Origin of the sequence: Sphingomonas flavalba (assembly GCF_047553045.1) — a bacterium.
GTDB classification, from domain to species: domain Bacteria; phylum Pseudomonadota; class Alphaproteobacteria; order Sphingomonadales; family Sphingomonadaceae; genus Sphingomonas_L; species Sphingomonas_L flavalba_A.
In genome coordinates, this window is the sequence record NZ_CP180208.1 from 448,816 (window position 1) to 468,551 (window position 19,736).

18 protein-coding genes are annotated in these 19,736 nt (G+C 64.2%); 11 read left to right on the forward strand and 7 right to left on the reverse strand.

Annotation, left to right across the window (positions count from 1 at the left end; translation table 11 throughout):
• Positions 1 to 56: 56 nt before the first annotated feature.
• Genes ACMT1E_RS02130 through ACMT1E_RS02140 form a run of 3 tightly spaced genes read left to right on the forward strand, consistent with a single transcriptional unit; the run spans position 57 to position 3,776 of the window.
• The gene (locus tag ACMT1E_RS02130) at positions 57 to 1,448 is read left to right on the forward strand and encodes a hypothetical protein (protein WP_414901951.1); all 1,392 of its coding nucleotides are present in this window, start codon (positions 57 to 59) and stop codon (positions 1,446 to 1,448) included.
• Positions 1,420 to 2,589, forward strand: a complete 1,170-nt coding sequence (locus ACMT1E_RS02135) for a glycosyltransferase family 4 protein (RefSeq protein WP_414901952.1) — start codon at positions 1,420 to 1,422, stop codon at positions 2,587 to 2,589. The genes ACMT1E_RS02130 and ACMT1E_RS02135 overlap by 29 nt, the downstream gene beginning before the upstream one ends.
• Positions 2,586 to 3,776, forward strand: coding sequence for a glycosyltransferase (locus ACMT1E_RS02140; protein ID WP_414901953.1), 1,191 nt, complete (start codon positions 2,586 to 2,588; stop codon positions 3,774 to 3,776). The genes ACMT1E_RS02135 and ACMT1E_RS02140 overlap by 4 nt, the downstream gene beginning before the upstream one ends.
• A 44-nt stretch (positions 3,777 to 3,820) precedes the next feature.
• Here ACMT1E_RS02140 and ACMT1E_RS02145 read toward each other — a convergent pair whose 3' ends face one another.
• On the reverse strand, positions 3,821 to 5,077 hold the full coding sequence (locus tag ACMT1E_RS02145) for a glycosyltransferase family 4 protein (RefSeq protein WP_414901955.1): 1,257 nt from the start codon (positions 5,075 to 5,077) through the stop codon (positions 3,821 to 3,823).
• A gap of 42 nt (positions 5,078 to 5,119) precedes the next feature.
• Between ACMT1E_RS02145 and ACMT1E_RS02150 the strand changes: the two genes are divergently transcribed.
• Both ACMT1E_RS02150 and ACMT1E_RS02155 read left to right on the forward strand, forming a co-directional pair.
• The gene (locus tag ACMT1E_RS02150) at positions 5,120 to 6,028 is read left to right on the forward strand and encodes an NAD-dependent epimerase/dehydratase family protein (protein WP_414901956.1); all 909 of its coding nucleotides are present in this window, start codon (positions 5,120 to 5,122) and stop codon (positions 6,026 to 6,028) included.
• A gap of 391 nt (positions 6,029 to 6,419) precedes the next feature.
• Positions 6,420 to 7,739 (forward strand): ammonium transporter, encoded by a 1,320-nt coding sequence (locus ACMT1E_RS02155; protein ID WP_414901957.1) that lies wholly within the window; start codon positions 6,420 to 6,422, stop codon positions 7,737 to 7,739.
• Between the two features lie 154 nt (positions 7,740 to 7,893).
• On the opposite strand, the gene rpsI is transcribed toward ACMT1E_RS02155, so the two are convergent.
• From rpsI to ACMT1E_RS02170, 3 genes are all read right to left on the reverse strand, one after another.
• On the reverse strand, positions 7,894 to 8,454 hold the full coding sequence (gene rpsI / locus ACMT1E_RS02160) for a 30S ribosomal protein S9 (protein ID WP_414901959.1): 561 nt from the start codon (positions 8,452 to 8,454) through the stop codon (positions 7,894 to 7,896).
• Complete coding sequence (gene rplM / locus ACMT1E_RS02165; protein WP_414901960.1) at positions 8,454 to 8,933, reverse strand: 50S ribosomal protein L13; 480 nt, start codon at positions 8,931 to 8,933, stop codon at positions 8,454 to 8,456. Before rplM ends, rpsI begins: the two co-directional genes overlap by 1 nt.
• A 139-nt stretch (positions 8,934 to 9,072) precedes the next feature.
• Positions 9,073 to 10,119, reverse strand: coding sequence for a COX15/CtaA family protein (locus tag ACMT1E_RS02170; protein WP_414901962.1), 1,047 nt, complete (start codon positions 10,117 to 10,119; stop codon positions 9,073 to 9,075).
• A gap of 99 nt (positions 10,120 to 10,218) precedes the next feature.
• Here ACMT1E_RS02170 and ACMT1E_RS02175 point away from each other — a divergent pair, with 99 nt between their 5' ends.
• From ACMT1E_RS02175 to ACMT1E_RS02190, 4 genes are all read left to right on the forward strand, one after another.
• Entirely contained in the window at positions 10,219 to 10,599 is a 381-nt protein-coding gene (locus ACMT1E_RS02175) for a MerC domain-containing protein (RefSeq protein WP_414901963.1), read from the forward strand.
• A gap of 62 nt (positions 10,600 to 10,661) precedes the next feature.
• Positions 10,662 to 11,123, forward strand: coding sequence for a Fur family transcriptional regulator (locus ACMT1E_RS02180; protein ID WP_414901965.1), 462 nt, complete (start codon positions 10,662 to 10,664; stop codon positions 11,121 to 11,123).
• 54 nt (positions 11,124 to 11,177) lie between these two features.
• Positions 11,178 to 13,103 (forward strand): 1-deoxy-D-xylulose-5-phosphate synthase, encoded by a 1,926-nt coding sequence (gene dxs, locus ACMT1E_RS02185; RefSeq protein WP_414901966.1) that lies wholly within the window; start codon positions 11,178 to 11,180, stop codon positions 13,101 to 13,103.
• Between the two features lie 46 nt (positions 13,104 to 13,149).
• Entirely contained in the window at positions 13,150 to 14,469 is a 1,320-nt protein-coding gene (locus tag ACMT1E_RS02190; protein ID WP_414901967.1) for an alginate export family protein, read from the forward strand.
• Positions 14,470 to 14,530: 61 nt separating this feature from the next.
• On the opposite strand, the gene ACMT1E_RS02195 is transcribed toward ACMT1E_RS02190, so the two are convergent.
• The 3 genes from ACMT1E_RS02195 to ACMT1E_RS02205 form a co-directional block, all read right to left on the reverse strand.
• Positions 14,531 to 15,406 (reverse strand): FkbM family methyltransferase, encoded by an 876-nt coding sequence (locus ACMT1E_RS02195; RefSeq protein ID WP_414901968.1) that lies wholly within the window; start codon positions 15,404 to 15,406, stop codon positions 14,531 to 14,533.
• Between the two features lie 155 nt (positions 15,407 to 15,561).
• A complete protein-coding gene (locus ACMT1E_RS02200) occupies positions 15,562 to 16,080 on the reverse strand; it encodes a CAP domain-containing protein (protein WP_414901969.1) in 519 nt (172 codons plus the stop codon).
• A 72-nt stretch (positions 16,081 to 16,152) separates the two neighbouring features.
• Positions 16,153 to 16,308, reverse strand: coding sequence for a hypothetical protein (locus ACMT1E_RS02205; protein WP_414901970.1), 156 nt, complete (start codon positions 16,306 to 16,308; stop codon positions 16,153 to 16,155).
• A 114-nt stretch (positions 16,309 to 16,422) separates the two neighbouring features.
• Here ACMT1E_RS02205 and gcvA point away from each other — a divergent pair, with 114 nt between their 5' ends.
• Positions 16,423 to 17,328 carry a transcriptional regulator GcvA gene (gcvA, locus tag ACMT1E_RS02210; protein ID WP_414901971.1) on the forward strand — a complete coding sequence of 302 codons (906 nt, stop codon included), beginning with the start codon at positions 16,423 to 16,425 and terminating at the stop codon, positions 17,326 to 17,328.
• A gap of 43 nt (positions 17,329 to 17,371) precedes the next feature.
• The gene (gene parC / locus ACMT1E_RS02215; protein WP_414901972.1) at positions 17,372 to 19,621 is read left to right on the forward strand and encodes a DNA topoisomerase IV subunit A; all 2,250 of its coding nucleotides are present in this window, start codon (positions 17,372 to 17,374) and stop codon (positions 19,619 to 19,621) included.
• Positions 19,622 to 19,736: the final 115 nt, after the last annotated feature.

Genomic DNA, 19,736 nt, shown 5'->3' on the forward strand with positions numbered 1-19,736 from the left:
CGGGTTGAGCGGGGCCGGGTCGCTCCATACGTGCTGGGATTATGTGATGGAATCGTATGACTAGTACGACGCATTCGCGCGGTGAGACCCGCAGCTTCCTGTCTGACCTGTCCTATGGTCTGCCGATAGTCGCGATTGCCATGCGGGGCGGAGCGGAGTCGACGGTCGCGGCATCGTATGGTTTTCTGGCTTTATTTGCTTTATTCGGCCGAAGTCAGGCGATTTACGCGCTGTTCCTTTCATGGTTGTTCACGATGGTGAGCGAAGGTGTGGCGCCAGAAGGCGGGGGCGGTGTCGGCCGCTATGTCGTTATTCTTGGTGTGGCGTTGTCCGCTGGCGCGCGAAGCTGGATATTTTCTTCAAGGGCTCGCCCATCATCCCTTCTTATTATGACCATATTGCTTGGCGTATTCATTGTAATTCACTCTATTGTTTACAGCTCGATGCCTGATGTCTCCATTTCCAAGGCGATATCCTGGATCGTAACGATGATGGCGGTGATTTCGCTTTGGGTCGGCTGCTCTCCTGAGCAGCGCTCTAGGATAGCTGCAGTCATATTCGGCGGGTTGACGACAATCCTCGTTGTCAGCCTGCCGCTGATTGCGCTGCCGCTTGGTTATCTTGTGAATGGTACCGGCTTCCAGGGTGTGATCAATCACCCCCAGGTCATGGGCAGCACCGCGGCATTGGTTGGAACCTGGGCTATCACCCGGATGTTGGGGGAGCGTAAGCCCGGTTGGGGCTTGTTGGCGATCACCGTCATGAGTCTCGCCATTACCCTATTGTCCGAAGCCCGAACTGCCGGGCTGGCGATGGTTCTGGGCGTGGGCTTTGCTCTGGCGACGTTGCCGGCGTTTTCTGGCAGGTCCATTGCCAGCCTGGCGCCGGGCTTATTCTCAGCACGCTTCTTCACGATTATCTGGTTGGGGGTTATCGGCGCGATCGCCGCGGCCGGTGCAGTGGCTGATCTCATCCGGAATTTTTTGTCGAAATCGGGCCGTGCGGGCGTGGATGGATTGCTGAGCGCCTATGATGTGTCTCGGGGTTTTCTGATCGACATGATGGTGATCAATATTCGGCATCATCCGTTTACCGGTATCGGGTTTGGCACCCCGTCAGTGCCGGGAAACGTTTGGGGCATCGACCGTGATCCTATATTTGGAATACCCTTTGGTGCGCCGGTAGAAAAAGGTGTGGCGCCTCTTGCCGTGATGGAGGAGCTTGGCCTCTTCGGCGCGGCTCTGGTGCTCTGTTGGTTGTTCGTACTGTTGCGCGGGGCGAGCCGCGGTAGCCTGGCCGCTTTTGCACTATGTGTCGTGATCCTGACCCTCAATTTGGGGGAAAACACTTTGTTCTCACCGGGTGGGCAGGGCCTGCTGGCCCTTGTTCTTCTTGGTTGGGCTTATGCGGATGGAAATAATGACGCAGCGAACGGTCGTTCTGCCTGAAATCTGGTTCTGGCAGCGCATCTTGTCGCCGCACATGGCGGGGCTGGCGGTGGAGCTGGCGGCGCGGGGCCACAGCGTCACCTATGTCGCTGAACGTCCGATGTCGGATGATCGAGCGAAACAGGGCTGGCGGCCAGCAGATACTGGCGCGGCGCAACTACGGTTTGCACCGGATTCGGCGGCGATGGCGCGTTTGGTAGCCGAGGTCCCGGAAGGCGCGATTCATATTTGCCAGGGATTCAGGGGGAATGGCTTGATCAGTGACGCGCGCGCCGCGCTGATAAAGCGCGGCGCCAAGCACTGGGTTATTATGGAAACCGTCGACAATAGCGGCTGGAGGGGCGTGCTGCGGCGGGCGGCTTATCGGCGATTGATCAGTCGGTCGCAGGGCCATCTGGCAGGCATACTGGCGACAGGTCATGCTACTCCCGCTTGGCTCGCGAAGTGTGGTGCGCCAAAGGAGCGAGTGTTTCCGTTCGCTTATTTTTTGCCTGGCAGCATGGCGCCGCGCTTGGCTTCACCGTCACTGCCCGAGGCCCCGTATCGTTTGCTGTATGTCGGCGCGCTAATCGAGAGGAAGCGATTGGATCTTCTGCTGGCAGCATTGGGGCGCTTGGAAGATGACGCTGTCGAGCTGGTGATTATTGGCACCGGGCCGTTGGAGAGTCGGTTGCGCGCCCAGGCCAGCGCAGTCGCCGGTGGGCGCGTGAAGTGGCTTGGCTTGCAGTCCATGGACGCCATCCCTGATCATATGGTCGATGCCGATTGCCTTGTGTTGCCAAGTCGGCACGACGGCTGGGGGGCGGTGGTCTCCGAGGCGCTGATTGCCGGCACGCCTGCTATCTGCAGCGATCGTTGCGGCGCGGCTGGCGTGGTCCGCGCCAGCGGAGTTGGGGCTGTTTTTACTGCGGGAGACGAGGATGCACTGGTCGCCGCGCTCAATCGCGTGATTGCAAAAGGGCGTATATCCCCCGAGGATCGGAGCAGTCTGGCAGGCTGGGCGCGGTGCTTGGGCGCCATGGCGGGGGCTGAGTACCTGGAGCGGATACTGGTTTTGTCCAGCGATGAGGAGGGGGCTGTGAAGCCACAAGCGCCCTGGGTCGTAGCTGCACCGACTGCGATAGCGGGCTATTCAGCATGACGGCCCTCACGCCCACTATTGTGCGTCCGGTGGTTCTGGTGTCGGTGGATCATTATCTGCCGGGCTATAAGGCAGGGGGGCCGATCCGCTCTATTGCCAACATGGTTGCCCAACTGGGCGACACATTTCATTTTCATATTGTGGCGGTGGACCGGGATCTTGGGGATGACCATGGCTATCCCGGGGTGGTTCCCAATACCTGGACGGATTGTGGGAAGGCGCGTGTGTTCTACCGTACACCGGGCCGTGCCGGGTGGCGAGCGCTTCTGGATAGCCTCGCCGATATCGATTTCGACCTCCTGTATCTGAACAGTTTCTTCAGCACAGACGCCACCCTTCGGTTTCTGGCATATCACCGGTTGGGCCGTATTGCTCGGCGGCCGGTGTTGCTTGCGACCCGAGGCGAGTTGTCGCGCGGTGCATTGGCGTTAAAGGCGCCGAAGAAACGTGCATTCATTGCGATAGCCAAGGTCCTCGGCTTGTATCGTGGGGTCACTTTTCATGCATCGTCCGATTATGAGGCAGAAGACATAAAGAATATTTTCGGACCATCTATTTGTATTTCAGTGGCATCAAATTTATCTACAAATGAAAAATTGGCAGAATTAAAGCATAACTCAGATAATTATAGGAGAATTAGAGGGGTTTTTTTATCTAGAATTAGTCAAAAAAAGAATTTATTGGGAGCAATAGATATTTTAGATGATCCGGGCGTCCCGGATATGGATCTAGATATATATGGGACACTTGAGAATAAGGCCTATTGGGAGGCGTGTCAGGAGAATATTGCGAAGCTACATGGCAATGTAAGAGTAAAATATTGCGGTGCGCTTCATCATGACGCGGTGCTGGATACCTTGTCGGGATATGATTTCTTCTTCTTTCCAACCTTGGGTGAGAATTTCGGCCATGTGATTGCGGAGGCGTTGGCAGTTGGATTGCCCGTGCTAATTAGTGATCAGACGCCTTGGCGTGATTTGCAGGCGAAAGGCGTCGGCGCCGATCTGCCTTTGGATCAGCCCGAAGCGTTTCGCGCATGGATCCGGCAGTTCAGCGCGTATACGCCCGTCGAGCGGCAAGCGATCCGCCTTGCCGCCCAGGCTTTTGGTCGAAGCCGCCAGTTGGCGGATGAGGACCGTCAGGCCAATTGCGCAATGCTTCGCGCCGCCATGGCGCAAAATCCCTAGCCCAGGCGCGCCATTTGCGCAGGGGGATCCGGGCTTGGTAAGGCTTACGAAGCCTGGGTATCGGCCGCTTCGCTCAATGTCTGCTCAAGGCGTCCATACACCACCGACGGAGAGTAATTCTCGTCGAAATACCCCCGGCTGCGTTCCGCCATCTCGTTGCGCTGGGCCAGCGGCATGTCCATCATCCGGGTGATCGCTTCGGCCAGCAGGTGCGGCGTCGATGCGGGCGCCACCAGCCCCGCGCCGGCTTCGCTGATGATACGCGCTCCTTCACCGTTCAAAGAGGCGATCAGCGGTTTGCCGCACGCCATATAGCACTGAACTTTGTACGGAACCGTCAAGGCGAAGATCGGGCTGTCTTTGAGACTGACGATCATCGCATCGGCGTGTGAAAAGAAGTAGGGCATCTGCTCTTCTTCGTGGCGACCGAGAAAGCGGAATCGGTCGGTTAAACCATGCGCCGTAATTACCCGTCGGACGCGTTCGTCGTCACGTCCTGAGCCTATGATGACCCAGGTAAGGTCGATACGATCCCGTAGTAACGCGGCTGCGGCGATCAGCGTGTCGAAATCTTGGCTTTCCCCAATATTGCCGGCGAACATCAGGCGGAAGCCTTCTTGTGGAACAAGGTGTGCCTCGGCTGGGGCGTCCTCCGGCGCGATCGGTTTGAAATTATCGGGCGCGGTGTTTGGAAGGATACGAATGCGGCTGGCGTCCACGCCAAACCGTTCGATCATCGCCGGAAATGCGGCGCTCTGGACCATGACAATATCCGCTTGCCGATAAAGCCAGCCGCATATCCAGTTCAGGGGGCGCACGATCAACGGGCTGCGAATACCGAACGTGTAGGTCGCGCTCTCTGGCCAGATGTCCTGAACCCAATACACGCACGGCACCGCCTTGCGCCATTTTAGAGTGATGCCGGCGAAAGCTTGGAAAAGTGGCGATGGCATGGAAACGAAGGAAACGTCCGGCCGGCGGCGCAAGCGCCGGCTTAGGGTCCAGCTTGCGGCGATCGGGTAGAGTAGATAGTTCAGCATCAGGCGAATGGCCGACTTGCCGCGAGGAACGGTCAGCGCGCGAAAAATATGGACACCTTCCCACACCTCCTGGCGCCGAAGCCGGTTTGAATAGCCCGGGCTGAATGTTCCTGCGGGGTAGTTTGGTACGCAGGTCACGGCATCAACGCTGTGCCCCATGTGAACCAGATGGCGCGCAATCGAATTGTTCGAAAATGACTCTGGATAGAAATATTGAGATATGAACGCAATGTGCATGAAATCATGCTCCGGTCTGGCCATGTCACTGTTGTCTAGAGCGGTACGTTATTCCGGGATGATGATATGATAACGGTGGCGGTCACTGGCGCTTCTGGTTTCATCGGAACAGCCGTGTTGTCCACGCTTCCTGCCTTGGGCATCCAGGTAAGGGGCATCTCCCGGCAGGAGAGAGAGGCAAACTTATTCGGTGCGGATTGGTGCCGGGTCGACGATTACGCCGATATCCCGGGATTGACCAGTATCCTGAGGGGCGCAGATATCGTCCTGCATTTGGCGGATAACCCCGAACGGGGACGGACGGATGGCGATGGCGCTGCCGCCGCCATGGCAGACGCATTGATATCCGCCATGCGTTTAGCAGGGACGCGCCGCGTGATCGTCGCGAGCAGCGTCTATGCTCGGGAGGTGCCGACAGGCGGGTCCTATCCCTATGCGCGGATCAAGCGGACTATCGAGAACAGGTTTCTTGCCGCGGGTGATCTTCAGAGCGTCATTCTGCGTTTGCCCCCGGTATACGGCGCTGGAGGAAAAGGGGGCTTCGGCCAGTTGGCAAGCCTCGTGCTTAAGGGGCTGCCTTTACCTTTTGGCGGCGCCGGGGCGAAGCGAGCGTATCTGTCGCGGAATAACCTTGTTGATCTTCTCGCGGCGATCTGCGCGGCGGACGAGGCGGCTTGGGACATCGCTTCCGGGAAATGCTTTGAGCCGTCGGATGGCGCACCGGTGTCGACCCGTGATCTCGTTCGAATGATCGCCGTCGTGACCGGCAAGCCGGCGCGCCTGCTTGCCGTGCCGATTCCGCTGCTGCGCCTGATCGGGAAAGTAAGTGGCCATGCGCATGTTGTCGAAGGTGCCGTCGGCGCTCTTCAGCTTGCCGATATATCGGAATTGGAGGCGCTTTTCGGATGGCGTCCGGCGGAGACGATGCCGGAAAGCCTGTCTTTCCTGCAAGAACATGGCGCGGGGGCGGCGTGAGCCGGAGGCGGCAGGCGGGACTCTTCCCACTTTGCTTAAAAATGCGGCGTTCCCTCTGCATCTGTGCAACGAATTGGCAGTGCTGATTAAGCCCTAGAAAATATTCCCTTGCGTTTCGGCAGGGTGCCATGTGGCACGGCATTTGCGGTGCAGCTTCTCGGGTAATCGCGAGAGGTCGATGAAACTGGTCACCGCTGACATCGGGTCCTTTGCATTCGATGACGCGCGCGCAGTGCCGACGAAAGCCGGCGCATTTGGCGCAATGCAGTGCGAGCCGGTCGATCGGCCGCCGCAGAAGAGGCCAGTTCAACTCCGTCACGGCGCCGGATGCGGCATCAGCTTTGCCGCCGCTGGCGAAGCCAATCGGCGCAAGCCGCAAAAGGAGGGCAGAATGTCGTTTCCGTACAAGGGTATTGTTGCGTTACTCCTCGCTGCGGGGCTGTCTTGGCCGGCACAGGCAGTCGCTACGGCCACCGCCGACACCGTCAACAAGGGCGATGTCGCGTGGATGATGACGGCGACGGTGCTGGTGCTGTTGATGATCGTGCCCGGCCTTGCGCTGTTCTACGGCGGCCTTGTCCGCACCAAGAACATGCTGTCGATGCTGACCCAGGTGCTCGGCGTCTGTGCGCTGGCGATGCTGGTTTGGGTCGGCTGGGGCTACAGCCTGGCGTTCAGCGGTGGCGGGCCGTTCGTCGGCGACGGGGCGAAGCTGTTCCTCGCCGGGGTGACGCCGGAAACGCTGGCGGAAACCTTTACCGCCGGTGTCGCCATTCCTGAATATGTGTTCGTGTCGTTCCAGATGACCTTCGCCGCGATCACCGTCGCGCTGGTGCTGGGCGGTCTGGCGGAGCGGCTGAAGTTCACCGCGGCGCTGCTGTTCGCGGCGATCTGGCTGACCATCGTCTATTTCCCGATCGCGCATATGGTGTGGGCGGCGGGCGGCTATCTGTTCGAAATGGGCGCGCTCGATTTCGCCGGCGGCACCGTCGTCCACATCAATGCCGGCGTCGCTGCGCTGGTCGGCGCGCTGATGCTCGGCCGCCGCACCGGTTACCAGCGCGACGTGATGGCGCCGCATTCGCTGGTGATGACGCTGATCGGCGCCGGGCTACTGTGGGTCGGCTGGTTCGGGTTCAACGCCGGTTCGGCGCTGGAGGCGAACGGCGCGGCGGCGCTGGCCATGGTCAACACCTTCGTCGCGACGGCGGCGGGCGTGCTGGCTTGGATGCTGGCGGAACGGGTCGCCGGACACAAATGCTCGCTGCTCGGCGCCGCTTCTGGCGCGATCGCCGGGCTGGTCGCGGTCACCCCGGCGGCGGGCAATAGCGGCCCGCTCGGCGCGATCCTGCTCGGCGCGATCGCCAGCGCCTGCTGTTTCTGGTTTGTCAGTGTGCTGAAGCCGCGCCTGCGCTTCGACGATTCGCTCGATGCGTTCGGGATCCACGGTATCGGCGGCATCATCGGTTCGCTCGGCACCGCGATCGTCTATGCGCCGGCACTGGGCGGGCCGGGCGCCGCCGACTACGCGATCGCGCCGCAGCTCGTCACCCAGGCGGTGGCGGTCGTGGTCGCGGTGCTGTGGTCGGGCATCGGCTCGGCGGCCGCCTTCGGCATCGTCAAGCTGACGATCGGACTTAGGGTCAGCGAGGATGTCGAGCGCGAAGGCCTTGATGTCGGCGAGCATGGCGAGCGCGCCTATAACTATTGAACGGGGTTCCACCTGCGAACGCACTGGGCCGGCGCGGCGACGTGCCGGCCCCTTTCTTTGCCCATGGCGCGTGGCGGAAAAGGGGGCGCGCAAAGGAAAGGGGCGGCCCCGGCGTCCCGGAACCGCCCCCTTGCCGTAAAAGCCGGATCGGCGATTAGCGCTTCGAGAACTGGAAGCTGCGGCGGGCCTTGGCCTTGCCGTACTTCTTACGCTCGACGGTGCGGCTGTCGCGGGTCAGGAAGCCGGCGGCCTTGACCGGCGCGCGCAGCACCGGCTCGAACCGGGTCAGCGCCTGGCTGATGCCGTGCTTGACCGCGCCGGCCTGGCCGGACAGGCCGCCGCCCTTGACGGTAGCGATCACGTCGTACTGGCCTTCGCGCTCCGACACGCTGAACGGCTGGTTGAGCACCAGGCGCAGGGTCGGACGGGCGAAATAGACGGTCTGGTCGCGGCCGTTGACCGTGATCTTGCCGGTGCCGGGCTTCAGCCAGACGCGGGCAACCGCATCCTTGCGGCGGCCGGTGGCATAGGCGCGGCCCTGCGCGTCAACCTGGCGTTCGCGCAGCGGCGCGGTGGGCTGGGCCGGCGCGGCGTCGGCGACGACGGGGGTTTCAGCGGCATCGGCCGGGGCGGCCGGCGTGGCGGCTGCGGGGGTGGCGGCCTGCGCGCCGGTCAGCGCGGCGAGGTCGGACAGGGACTGGCGGTTGTCGGACATTATGCGCCCACCTTATTTTTGCGGTTCATCGCAGCGATGTCGAGCGGCTCGGGGTTCTGGGCCGTGTGGCTGTGCTCCGGGCCGGAAAACAGGCGCAGGTTGCGCATCTGCTGGCGGCCGAGCGGGCCGCGAGGGATCATCCGCTCCACTGCCTTTTCAAGCACGCGCTCCGGGAAACGCCCTTCCAGCACCTTGCCGGCAGTGATTTCCTTCAGCCCGCCGGCATAGCCGGTGTGCTTGTAATAGGTTTTCTGCTTCAGCTTGTTGCCGGTGAAGCGCACCTTGTCCGCGTTGATGACGATGACGTTGTCGCCACAGTCGATATGCGGGGTGTAGCTCGGCTTGTGCTTGCCGCGCAGGATGTTGGCGATAATCGTGGCAAGGCGCCCGACCACCAGACCGTCGGCATCGATCAGATGCCATTTCTTTTCCACCTGAGCCGGGGTGACCGACTTGGTGGTCTTCAGCAGCGCCTTCATGGGCCCAGACCTCGTCTTGCGTAAACAAAGCGCCGCCCGTTGCCGGACGGCGGTGCTTGGCGACCTATTGGCGAAGGCGAGGCGGTAAGTCAAGCAAATCCGCGCCTTTGCGGACGGGTATTAGGATACCCGATACCGATCAGGGGCGGCGGCCAAGCGCGTGCGCGCTGCCAAGCGACGCGGCAAGCAGCAGCGCCGCGACACCCTGGTGCGCGACGGCGATGTCGATGCGAACGCCGCTGTGCAGCGTCGCGATGCCGAGCAGGATCTGGACGAGGAGCAGCGCCGCGACGGCGCGGGCCGCCGGCCGGCCGCCGCGCTTCGCCGCGCGCATCGCCAGCACGCCAAGCGCGGCGGCGGCGGCGAAGGCGACCCAGCGGTGGATGAACTGGACGACGATCGGGTTGTCGAACAGGTTCAGCCAGGCCGGGTCGAGCATCGGCGTGTTGGCGGGAAACCAGTTGTCGCCCATCTTCGGCCAGCTTGAAAAGGCATAGCCTGCCCGCAGCCCGGCGGTGAACGCGCCGTACATGATCTGGACCGACAGCACCGCCAGCGCCATCGCGCCAATGCCGGTCAGCCGCGCCGGCCGGGCGGCCGGGTCGCGGGCCAGCGCGCGCAGGTCGAACACCGTCCACAGGATGACGGCGAAAATCAGCAGCGCCGCCATCAGATGGATGGCAAGGCGGATATGGCTGACCTCGGTGCGGTATTGCAGGCCGGACGTGACCATCCACCAGCCGATCACCCCCTGCAGCCCGCCGAGCAGCAGGATAACGATGATCCGCCGGCCGTAACCCTGCGGAATCGTCCCCCGCCACCAGAAGGCGAGGGCGACCAGCGCCAGCACCAGTCCGATCGCCCGGGCGATCAGGCGGTGGACATATTCCCAGAAATAGATCTGCTTGAACCCCTCCAGCGTCATGTGGGTGTTCAGCTCGATATATTGCGGGATCGCCTGATAGGCGGCGAATTCCGCCTGCCATTGCTCGGCGTTCAGTGGCGGTATGATGCCGCGCACCGGCTTCCATTCGACGATGGACAGGCCGGATTCGGTCAGCCGGGTGATGCCGCCGACGACGATGATCAGGAACACCAGCGCCGCCACCAGCAGCAGCCACCAGGACAGGGCGAGCGGGCGCGGGGTAGCGGCGGGCCGTCCCCATCTGCGTTGGGCACTGGTCATCGGCCGGGCCTATGCCCCGCCCGCCCGGCGGGCGCAAGCGCCGCCGGGCATGGCAATGATATGTTGTAACACATTGAAGCTCGTGGCATAGCCGCCGGCATGCACGAATCGCGACTCACGCTTTGGTTTGCCCGGGATGGGGTACTGGACCGGCTGGCCATTGCTCTGTCGGGCCTGTGCATGGTCCATTGCATCGGCACCGCCGTGCTGCTCGGGCTGGTTTCGGCCGGGGGCAGCTTCTTCAGCCACGCCGTCCACGAAATCGGGCTGACGCTGGCGATCGGGCTGGGGCTGATCGCGCTGACCGGCGGCATCATCCGCCACCGCCGCGTGTTGCCGGCCGCGATCGGCGGCATCGGCCTGGGAGTGATGGCGGCGGCGCTGGCCATGGACCATAGCGGGCTGGAGGCGGCCTATACCGTCGTCGGTGTCGGCATCCTCGCTTTCGGCCATATGCTGAACATCCGCGCGGTGCGCTGAACCGCTCGCTCGCCCGCCCCGCCGATATTGCCGGAAGGGACGGGAAAGCCTACATCCGTCCCATGATTGACCGCCACGAGCATCACCAGCCCGAAGGGGCGGCGCTGGCCGGGGCCGCCAGGGACGTGCTTGAGCAGTCCGGCGAGCAGTGGACCGATATGCGTGCCTGCATTTTCGATGCGCTTGCCGGCTTCGACCGGCCCGCTTCGGCCTATGACATCGCCGATGCGGTGTCGCAGGCGCGCGGGCGCCGGGTGGCCGCCAACAGCGTCTACCGCATCCTGGACCTGTTCGTGACCGCAAATCTGGCGCGCCGGGTGGAAACCGCCAATGCCTATATCGTCAACGCCCACCCCGGCTGCGTCCACGACTGCATCTTCCTGGTCTGCGACAAATGCGGGCAGACGATCCACATCGACGATGACCGCGTTGCCGGCGATGTCCGCAAGACGGCGCGGCGCAGCGGCTTCATGCCGGAACGGCCGGTCATCGAAGTGCGCGGCCGCTGCGCCGGCTGTGCCTGACGCATCGACACCGTCGACACGCTATTCTAGAACGCCGGGCGAATGAGGAACTTGATGGCCGAAAAGCCTGCCACCCCGTTGCTGGACGCCGCCGATACCCCGGCGGACCTCCGCCGCCTCCGCCCAGACCAGCTGCGCCAGCTAGCGGACGAGCTGCGTGGCGAGACGATTTCGGCCGTCTCGGTCACCGGCGGCCATCTTGGCGCCGGGCTGGGCGTGGTCGAACTGGCGGTGGCGCTCCATTACGTGTTCGACACGCCGACCGACCGGTTGATCTGGGACGTCGGCCACCAGGCCTATCCGCACAAGATTCTGACCGGGCGGCGCGACCGTATCCGCACCCTGCGCCAGGGCGGCGGGCTGAGCGGCTTCACCCGCCGCGCCGAAAGCGAATACGACCCGTTCGGTGCCGCGCACAGCTCGACCTCGATCTCCGCCGCGCTCGGCTTCGCCGTCGCCAACAAGCTCGCCGACCAGCCCGGCAAGGCGATCGCGGTGATCGGCGACGGCGCGATGTCGGCCGGCATGGCCTATGAGGCGATGAACAATGCGGAGGCGGCGGGCAACCGGCTTGTCGTCATCCTGAACGACAATGACATGTCGATCGCGCCGCCGGTCGGCGGCCTGTCCGCCTATCTGTCGCGCATCGTCTCCAGCCGCGAATTTCTGGGCCTGCGCGGCCTTGCCCGCCGGGTGGCGCGCAAGCTGCCGCGCCCGCTTCACGTCGCCGCGCGCAAGACCGACGAATTCGCCCGTGGCATGACGATGGGCGGCACGCTGTTCGAAGAACTCGGTTTCTATTATGTCGGCCCGATCGACGGGCATAACCTCGATCACCTGATCCCGGTGCTCGAAAATGTCCGCGACGCCGCTGAAGGGCCGATCCTCGTCCACGTCGTGACCCAGAAGGGCAAGGGCTACGCCCCGGCCGAAGCGGCGCCCGACAAATATCACGGCGTCCGCAAGTTCGACGTCGTCTCCGGCGAGCAGGCAAAGGCGCCGCCGGGGCCGCCGAGCTACACCGGCGTGTTCGCCAGGGCGCTGCTTGCCGAGGCGGAACGTGATCCCGCGATCTGCGCGATCACCGCCGCGATGCCGTCCGGCACCGGGCTGGACAAGTTCGCCGCCCGCTTTCCGGACCGCAGCTTCGACGTCGGCATCGCCGAACAGCACGCCGTCACCTTCGCCGCCGGCCTCGCCGCGCAGGGGATGCGGCCGTTCTGCGCGATCTACTCGACCTTCCTGCAACGCGCCTATGATCAGGTCGTTCACGACGTCGCGATCCAGAACCTGCCGGTGCGGTTCGCGATCGACCGCGCCGGGCTGGTCGGGGCGGACGGCGCCACCCATGCCGGCAGTTTCGACGTCACCTACCTTGCCACCTTGCCCAATTTCGTCGTGATGGCGGCGGCGGACGAGGCGGAACTGGTCCACATGGTCCACACCGCCGCGCTCCATGACAGCGGGCCGATCGCCGTCCGCTATCCGCGCGGCGAAGGGGTCGGCGTACCGCTGCCCGCGGTGCCGGAACGGCTGGCGATCGGCAAGGGCCGGGTCGTGCGGCAGGGCAAGACCGTTGCGCTGCTTTCGCTCGGCACCCGGCTCGGCGAAGCGCTGAAGGCGGCCGATCGGCTGGAGGCGCAGGGCCTGTCGACCACCGTCGCCGATCTGCGTTTCGCCAAGCCGCTCGACGAGGACCTGATTCGCCGCCTGCTTACCAGCCATCAGGTGGCGGTGACGGTGGAGGAAGCGAGCATCGGCGGACTGGGCGCGCATGTGCTGACCATGGCCAGCGATCAGGGGCTGATCGACGCCGGGCTGAAGCTCCGCACGATGCGGCTGCCCGATCATTTCATCGACCATGATTCGCCGGAACGGCAATATGCCGAAGCCGGGCTGGATGCCGACGCGATCGTCGCGACGGTGTTGACCGCCCTGCGCCGCAACGCCGTCGGGGTTGTCACTGGCGCGCGCGCCTGATCGACGCATGATTGGGACTGGACGCCTCTTTGGGCATGCGGCGGCCATGCCGGTGCGGGCCTGTGCTCTGCTGGGGCTGCTTGCCGCCGCGCCATCCGCCGCCTTTGTCGCCGAAGAGGACGGGTTCAGCCTGTCGGGTAGTGTCCGCGCGCGCTACGAAACGCTCGACCGGCAGGCGCGGGCCGGTTTCGGCGCGCCGGACGATTTGCTGGCGTTCCGTACCATCGTCGGCGCCCGCTACCGCGCCGGCGCGGTCGAACTTGGCGCGGAACTGCGTGACAGCCGCGCTTATCTTGCCGAACGCGACAGCCCGATCTCGACCGGAGAGGTCAACGCGCTGGAACTGGTCCAGGCCTATGTGCGGGCGCGGGTCGGTACGGCGGCGACGCTGCAGGCTGGCCGTTTCGTGCTGAGTCCCGGTTCCGGCCGGCTGGTTGCCGACGACAGCTATCGCAACACCACCAACGGCTTCACCGGTTTCCGCCTCGATCTTGGTGAAGAGGATGATGCCGGGCCGGCGGCGGTACTGTTCGCCGTGCTGCCGCAAAACCGCCTGCCGGACGGGCGCGACGCGCTGCTCGCCAACCGTGTCGCCGTCGATCGCGAAAGCTTCGATACCGTCCTGATCGGCGGGGTCGGGACCGCGCCGCTGGCCGGCGCGCGGGTGCAGGGCGGCTATTATCTGCTCAGCGAACGTGACGGCGGGCGTGCCACCCGCGACCGGCGCCTGCATACGCTGACCGCCCGGTTGCTGCGCGATCCCCAGCCCGGTGCCGTCGATTTCGACATTGAATATGCCCGCCAGTTCGGCCGCGCCGCCGCGTCGACCGCTGCCGCCGCGCCGCGCCAGACGGTCAGCGCCTTCTACCTCCATGCCGAAGCGGGGCGAACATGGGCGGGGCCGTGGCAGCCGCGACTGTCGGTCGAACTGGAATGGGCGTCGGGCGATGGCCCCGGCCGGCGCTATGGCCGGTTCGACACGCTCTATGGCTCGCGCCGCAGCGATCTGGCGCCGTCGGGCATTTACGGCGCGGTCGGCCGCGCCAACATCATCAGCCCGGCACTGCGGCTGGAAGTGGAGCCGGGGCCGCGAACCGACGCCTTCGTCGCCGTCCACGGCCTATGGATGGATTCGGCGACCGATGCGTTCGCCACGTCCGGCGTGCGCGATCCGGCGGGCGCCGCCGGGCGCTATGTCGGCACCCAGGTTGAAGGGCGGTTGCGCCACTGGCTGCTCCGCGACCGGCTGCAATTCGAAGGCAATTTCGCCTGGCTCGCCAAGGGCCGCTTCTACCGCGCCGCCCCCAACAGCCCCGGCACCGCCAACACCCACTATCTCTCGCTGGCCCTGACCGCGTTTTTCTAGGGGCGCGAAAACGCCACCGGTCTAGGGCGTAACTCCAGCTAGGCCAGGCATCGCCGAAGAATCATATCGTCCCGTTGATGAGTCGCGTTGTGACGGCCTGCTGACATTTGTGCAGAAGTTTCTCCATATTCCTTACAAATATTGTGTTGTTTCCATTTGTGTACTCAGAGAATGCTCTCTTGAACGGATCGTAACAATAGGGATGAAATCCGAACTGGCTCATCTTGTCTCTGATGTCCTGATCGGAAACACCGAATTTCTCGCCCGATCCGTTGGTCTCCATTATAATGGCCTCAACGCGGTCGGACATCAATGTGCGCTCCCCACCGCTCAAGACGGGGATTTCGTGTCCTTCGACATCGATTTTGATGATTTGGGGAATATCATCGACGCAAATATCGTCGATTGTTCGCACCGGTACCGCGATGGTTGGCAGCGTCTCGTCAGCTAGGGCTACCCGGTTCATCGTGTCAAGCGTAGCCGTAAAGCGGATCGTGCCCGGCTCTGATGACAGGCCGCAGCACAATGTTTCTACACGAGGGCTGAGGTTGTTGAGGCGCATATTGGCCTCAAGTCTTTCGAAGGTGGAGGGCACGGGTTCGATCGCTATGGCGCGAGCGCGCCGCGCGCCCGCCGCCAATATGGAATAGGACCCAATATTCGCGCCAATATCCAGAAACAAATCGTCCGGGCGAAGGGCGTGGAGCGCGAACCCCATCTCCTCCGGCTCATGCAGGCCGCAATACCAATTGCCGGTCGCGCCAGCCATTCCGTTCTCGGTTAGTAGGCGCGTATCTTCCGCAAACGGTAATGCGATCGGGGCTTTGATCAGGCGGCTGGCGATTTGCCAGCGGATGAAACGGGAAACGGCGGCAAGGGGGGCCTCGCGATTAAGCGGATGAGATACAATAAAGCGAATAACCGAAAGCGCGTTCATTCCAGTTCCAGCATCGTTTGCGAAAGTTGGTGCGTGTCTCGCTGATATGGTGCTGTCCCGCAATCGCTAATGCCTCGGTCGGCGAATTGGCTACTCCGTAGTCACGCGGGCGGTGCTTCAGGGCTGGAAACTGTCGGCGCAATCGCCGCCTCTTGTCAGATTGCGCGTTCGCCCAGCACGTTGCCGCCTTCGCTGTAGCGGCAGACCAGCACGTCTTCGCGGCCGCCGGTGGCGAGGGCGCAGCCGACCTTGCGCGTCGCACGCCAGATCACCTGAGTATAATGGCCGACATCCTCGAAATCGCCGGTCAGCGATACGTTGGGGATGCGGCCGGGGCGGTAGTTGTGCTTCTCGTCGACCCACAGACCGACCATGTCTTCCGGCGAGTAGGCGCCGGCGGTGCCGGCCCACAGGTTTTCGCCCTGCGGATCGGGGTCGTCGGGGTCGTCGCGGCTGTGCTCGAAGGTTCCGGTGCTGCTCAGCGCCCGCGCCCATGCGGCGGCGTCGGCGCTTAGTTTCCGGTCCCATTCCAGCGCCGGCAGATCAAGCGCGGCGCGTTCGCGGTTATGGGCGGCAAGCAGGCGCTGCTCCAGATTGACCGTACGGTCAATGCTGCCCAGCAGCAAAGGCGCTACGGCGAGCAGGGCAAACAGACGGGGGAATCCGGCGGCCATGGCGTCCGGTTAACCCGGCACCGGTTCCCCCCCGCTTGCCGAACAGGGTGAATATTCTGGCAAGCATTTTTATCAGCGGGCGCCGGTCCGGCTCCGCCAGGGTGCGCGGTAGATATGGGCGTGTGCCGCCGCATATTTGCGCCAGAACCCGCGAGCCGCCTGCTCAACCTGGTTGCTGAACGCGGCGTGGTTGTCGCTCCACATCCGGGCTTCGATCGGATCGATCATTGTCTATCTCCTTGTTGAAAAATAAGGCCCTGCTAAAAGTGATATGCCCGCTGCTTGGGGAATCTTCCAACAAAAGCCCTCGCCTAAATCATAAGTACAGCTTATGGATTGGTCATGCGTCGTCTGCCCCCACTCGCCGCCGTCCGAGTTTTCGAGGCCGCTGCGCGGCACGAGAATTTCACCGCAGCCGCAGCGGAACTGGGCATGACCCAGGCGGCGGTCAGCTATCAGATCAAGCTGCTGGAGGAACGGGTCGGGGTGCCGCTGTTCGTCCGTGCCCGGCGGCAGGTGACGTTAACCGACACCGGCAGGCGAATCGCGCCGCTGGTGTCCGGCGCGTTCGATACGCTCGACACCGCCTTCGCCTCGGTTCGTGCCGAAGACGCGGCGATGCTGACTATTTCCACCTCGCTGACCTTCGCGAACACCTGGCTCGCCTGGCGGCTCGGCGGCTATCAGATGGCCCACCCCGATCTGGCGGTCAGAATGCTGACCACCGACACGCTGACCGATTTCGTCAGCGACGATGTCGATGTGGCGATCCGTACCGGGCGGGGCGAATGGCCGGGGCTGGTCGCGAAACTGCTGTTCCGCAACGCCTTCACGCCGATGTGCAGCCCGGCGTTCCTCGCCCGTCACGGCGGTACGCTGGCCCCCGCCGATCTGCCCGGCCTGCCGCTGATCAGCCCGCACGATCCATGGTGGAACGACTGGCTGCGCGACGCCGGCGTCGCGGTGCCGGACGGGCCGATCCGCCCCGGCATCCGCCTCGATTCCCAGGCGAATGAAGGCCATGCCGCGATTGCCGGGCAGGGGATGGCGATGCTGACGCCGTTCTTCTGGCGGATGGACCTGGCCGAAGGGCGGCTGGTCCGGCCGTTCGCGCAGGTGTCGACGCGCGGCTACGGCTATTGGCTGGTCTACCCCGAACACCGCCGCACCGTGCCGAAGATCAGGCAGTTCGGTGAATGGCTGCTGGCGGAGGTCGCCGCCGACCTGGCGCAGCTCGACGCCGGATGACGGCCCTTTCCGTCCGATGCCAAGCGCTGCTACACGCCGCGGCATGAGTGATGTCCTTGATCCGTCCGACGGCAACATCGTTGACGCCCCGTTCGATTCCGCGCTGTCCCAGCGCTATCTGGTCTACGCGCTGTCGACGATCACGGCGCGCTCGCTGCCCGACCTGCGCGACGGGCTGAAACCGGTCCACCGCCGGCTGCTCTGGGCGATGCGGCTGCTGAAACTGGACCCGGCCGCAGGCTACAAGAAATGCGCCCGCGTCGTCGGCGACGTGATCGGCAAATACCACCCGCATGGCGACCAGTCGGTCTACGACGCTATGGTCCGCCTCGCCCAGACCTTCGCCCTGCGCTATCCGCTGGTCGACGGGCAGGGCAATTTCGGCAATATCGACGGCGATAACGCCGCCGCCTACCGCTATACCGAGGCGCGGTTGACCCAGGTCGCGATCGACCTGATGGCCGGCCTCGACGACGGCACCGTCGATTTCCGCCCGACCTACAATGGCGAGGACGAGGAACCGGAAATCATGCCGGGCCTGTTCCCCAATCTGCTTGCCAACGGCGCCAGCGGCATCGCCGTCGGCATGGCGACCAGCATCCCGCCGCACAACGCGGCGGAGGTGATCGACGCGGCGATGCTGCTGATCGATCAGCCGGAGGCGGACAACGCGGCGCTGCTTGCCCATGTGAAGGGGCCGGATTTCCCGACCGGCGGGATCATCGTCGATTCACCGGCGGCGATCGCGGAGGCCTATGCCACCGGCCATGGCGGCTTTCGCGTCCGCTCGCGCTGGGAAAAGCAGGATGAGGGGCGCGGCACATGGGTCGCGGTGGTCACCGAAATCCCTTACGGCGTCCAGAAGGGCAAGCTGATCGAACAGATCGCGACGCTGATCAACGACAAGAAGCTGCCGATCCTCGCCGATGTCCGCGACGAATCCGATACCGACATCCGCATCGTCCTCGAACCGCGCAGCCGCACCGTCGACCCGCAATTGCTGATGGACGGGCTGTTCCGGCTGACCGATCTCGAAAGCCGCGTGTCGCTGAACCTGAACGTGCTCGACGCCACCCGCACCCCCCGGGTGATGAGCCTGAAGCAGGTGCTGGACGGCTGGCTGACCCACCAGTTCGTCGTTCTCGTCCGCCGCTCCGAGCACCGGCTGGCCAAGATCGCCGACCGGATCGAACTGCTCGAAGGCTATCTGGTCGCCTATCTGAACCTTGATCGGGTGATCGCGATCATCCGTGGCGAGGACGAACCGAAACCGGTGCTGATGGCCGAATTCTCGCTGACCGACCGCCAGGCGGAGGCGATCCTCAACATGCGCCTGCGCTCGTTGCGCAAGCTGGAGGAGATGGAGATTCGCGGCGAGCGCGATGCGCTGGAAAAGGAGCGGGAGGAACTGACCCTGCTGCTCGGCTCGCCGGCCCGCCAGCGCACCCGGTTGAAGCGTGATCTGGCGAAACTGCGTGAACGCTACGGCCCGGACACGCCGCTCGGCCGCCGCCGCACGCTGGTCGAGGAAGCGGCGCCGACGCGCGATATCCCGTTGGAGGCGATGGTCGAGCGTGAGCCGATCACCGTCATCCTGTCCCAGCGCGGCTGGATTCGCGCGCTGCGCGGCCATATCGACCTCGCTTCCGCCGACGCGGTGAAGTTCAAGGAGGGCGACGGCCCGGCCCACGCCCTCCACGCCCAGACCACCGACCGGCTGATCCTCGCGGCGGAGAACGGCCGTGTCTACACCCTGCCCGGTGATCGGCTGCCCGGCGGGCGCGGCTATGGCGAGCCGGTGCGGCTGATGACCGATCTCGATGCCGATACCGGCATCGTCGCGCTCGCCGTCGCCAATGCCGAGGGGCGGCTGCTCGTCGCCTCGTCGGACGGGCGCGGCTTCATTGCCCGTACCGCCGACGCGGTGGCGGAAACCCGCAAGGGCAAGCAACTGGTCAACCTGCGCGCCGGTGCGAAGCTGAAGATCGCGCGGCCGATCGCGGCGGAGGCGGATTACGTCGCGGTGATCGGCGACAATCGCAAGCTGGTGCTGTTCCCGCTCGCCGAGCTGCCGGAAATGGGGCGCGGGCAGGGGGTGATGCTCCAACGCTATCGCGACGGCGGGCTGGCCGATGCGACGACGCTGGTCTTCGCCGCCGGGCTGAGCTGGGCGATGGGCGGTGACAGCGGCCGGACGCGGACGGAGGCGGACCTGTCGCCCTGGCGCGCGGCGCGCGGCGCCGCCGGCCGGATGCCGCCGGTCGGGTTCCCGCGCGACAACCGTTTCGGGTAAGGTTTTTTGCTTCTGGCGGGCCGGTGCCGCCCGAACACCACGCCCCTAGCCGGGCGGGTGTTTCAGCCCGGCACGGGACCGCGCCGTTCCGGTTGACTTTGCATTAACCTGTTGT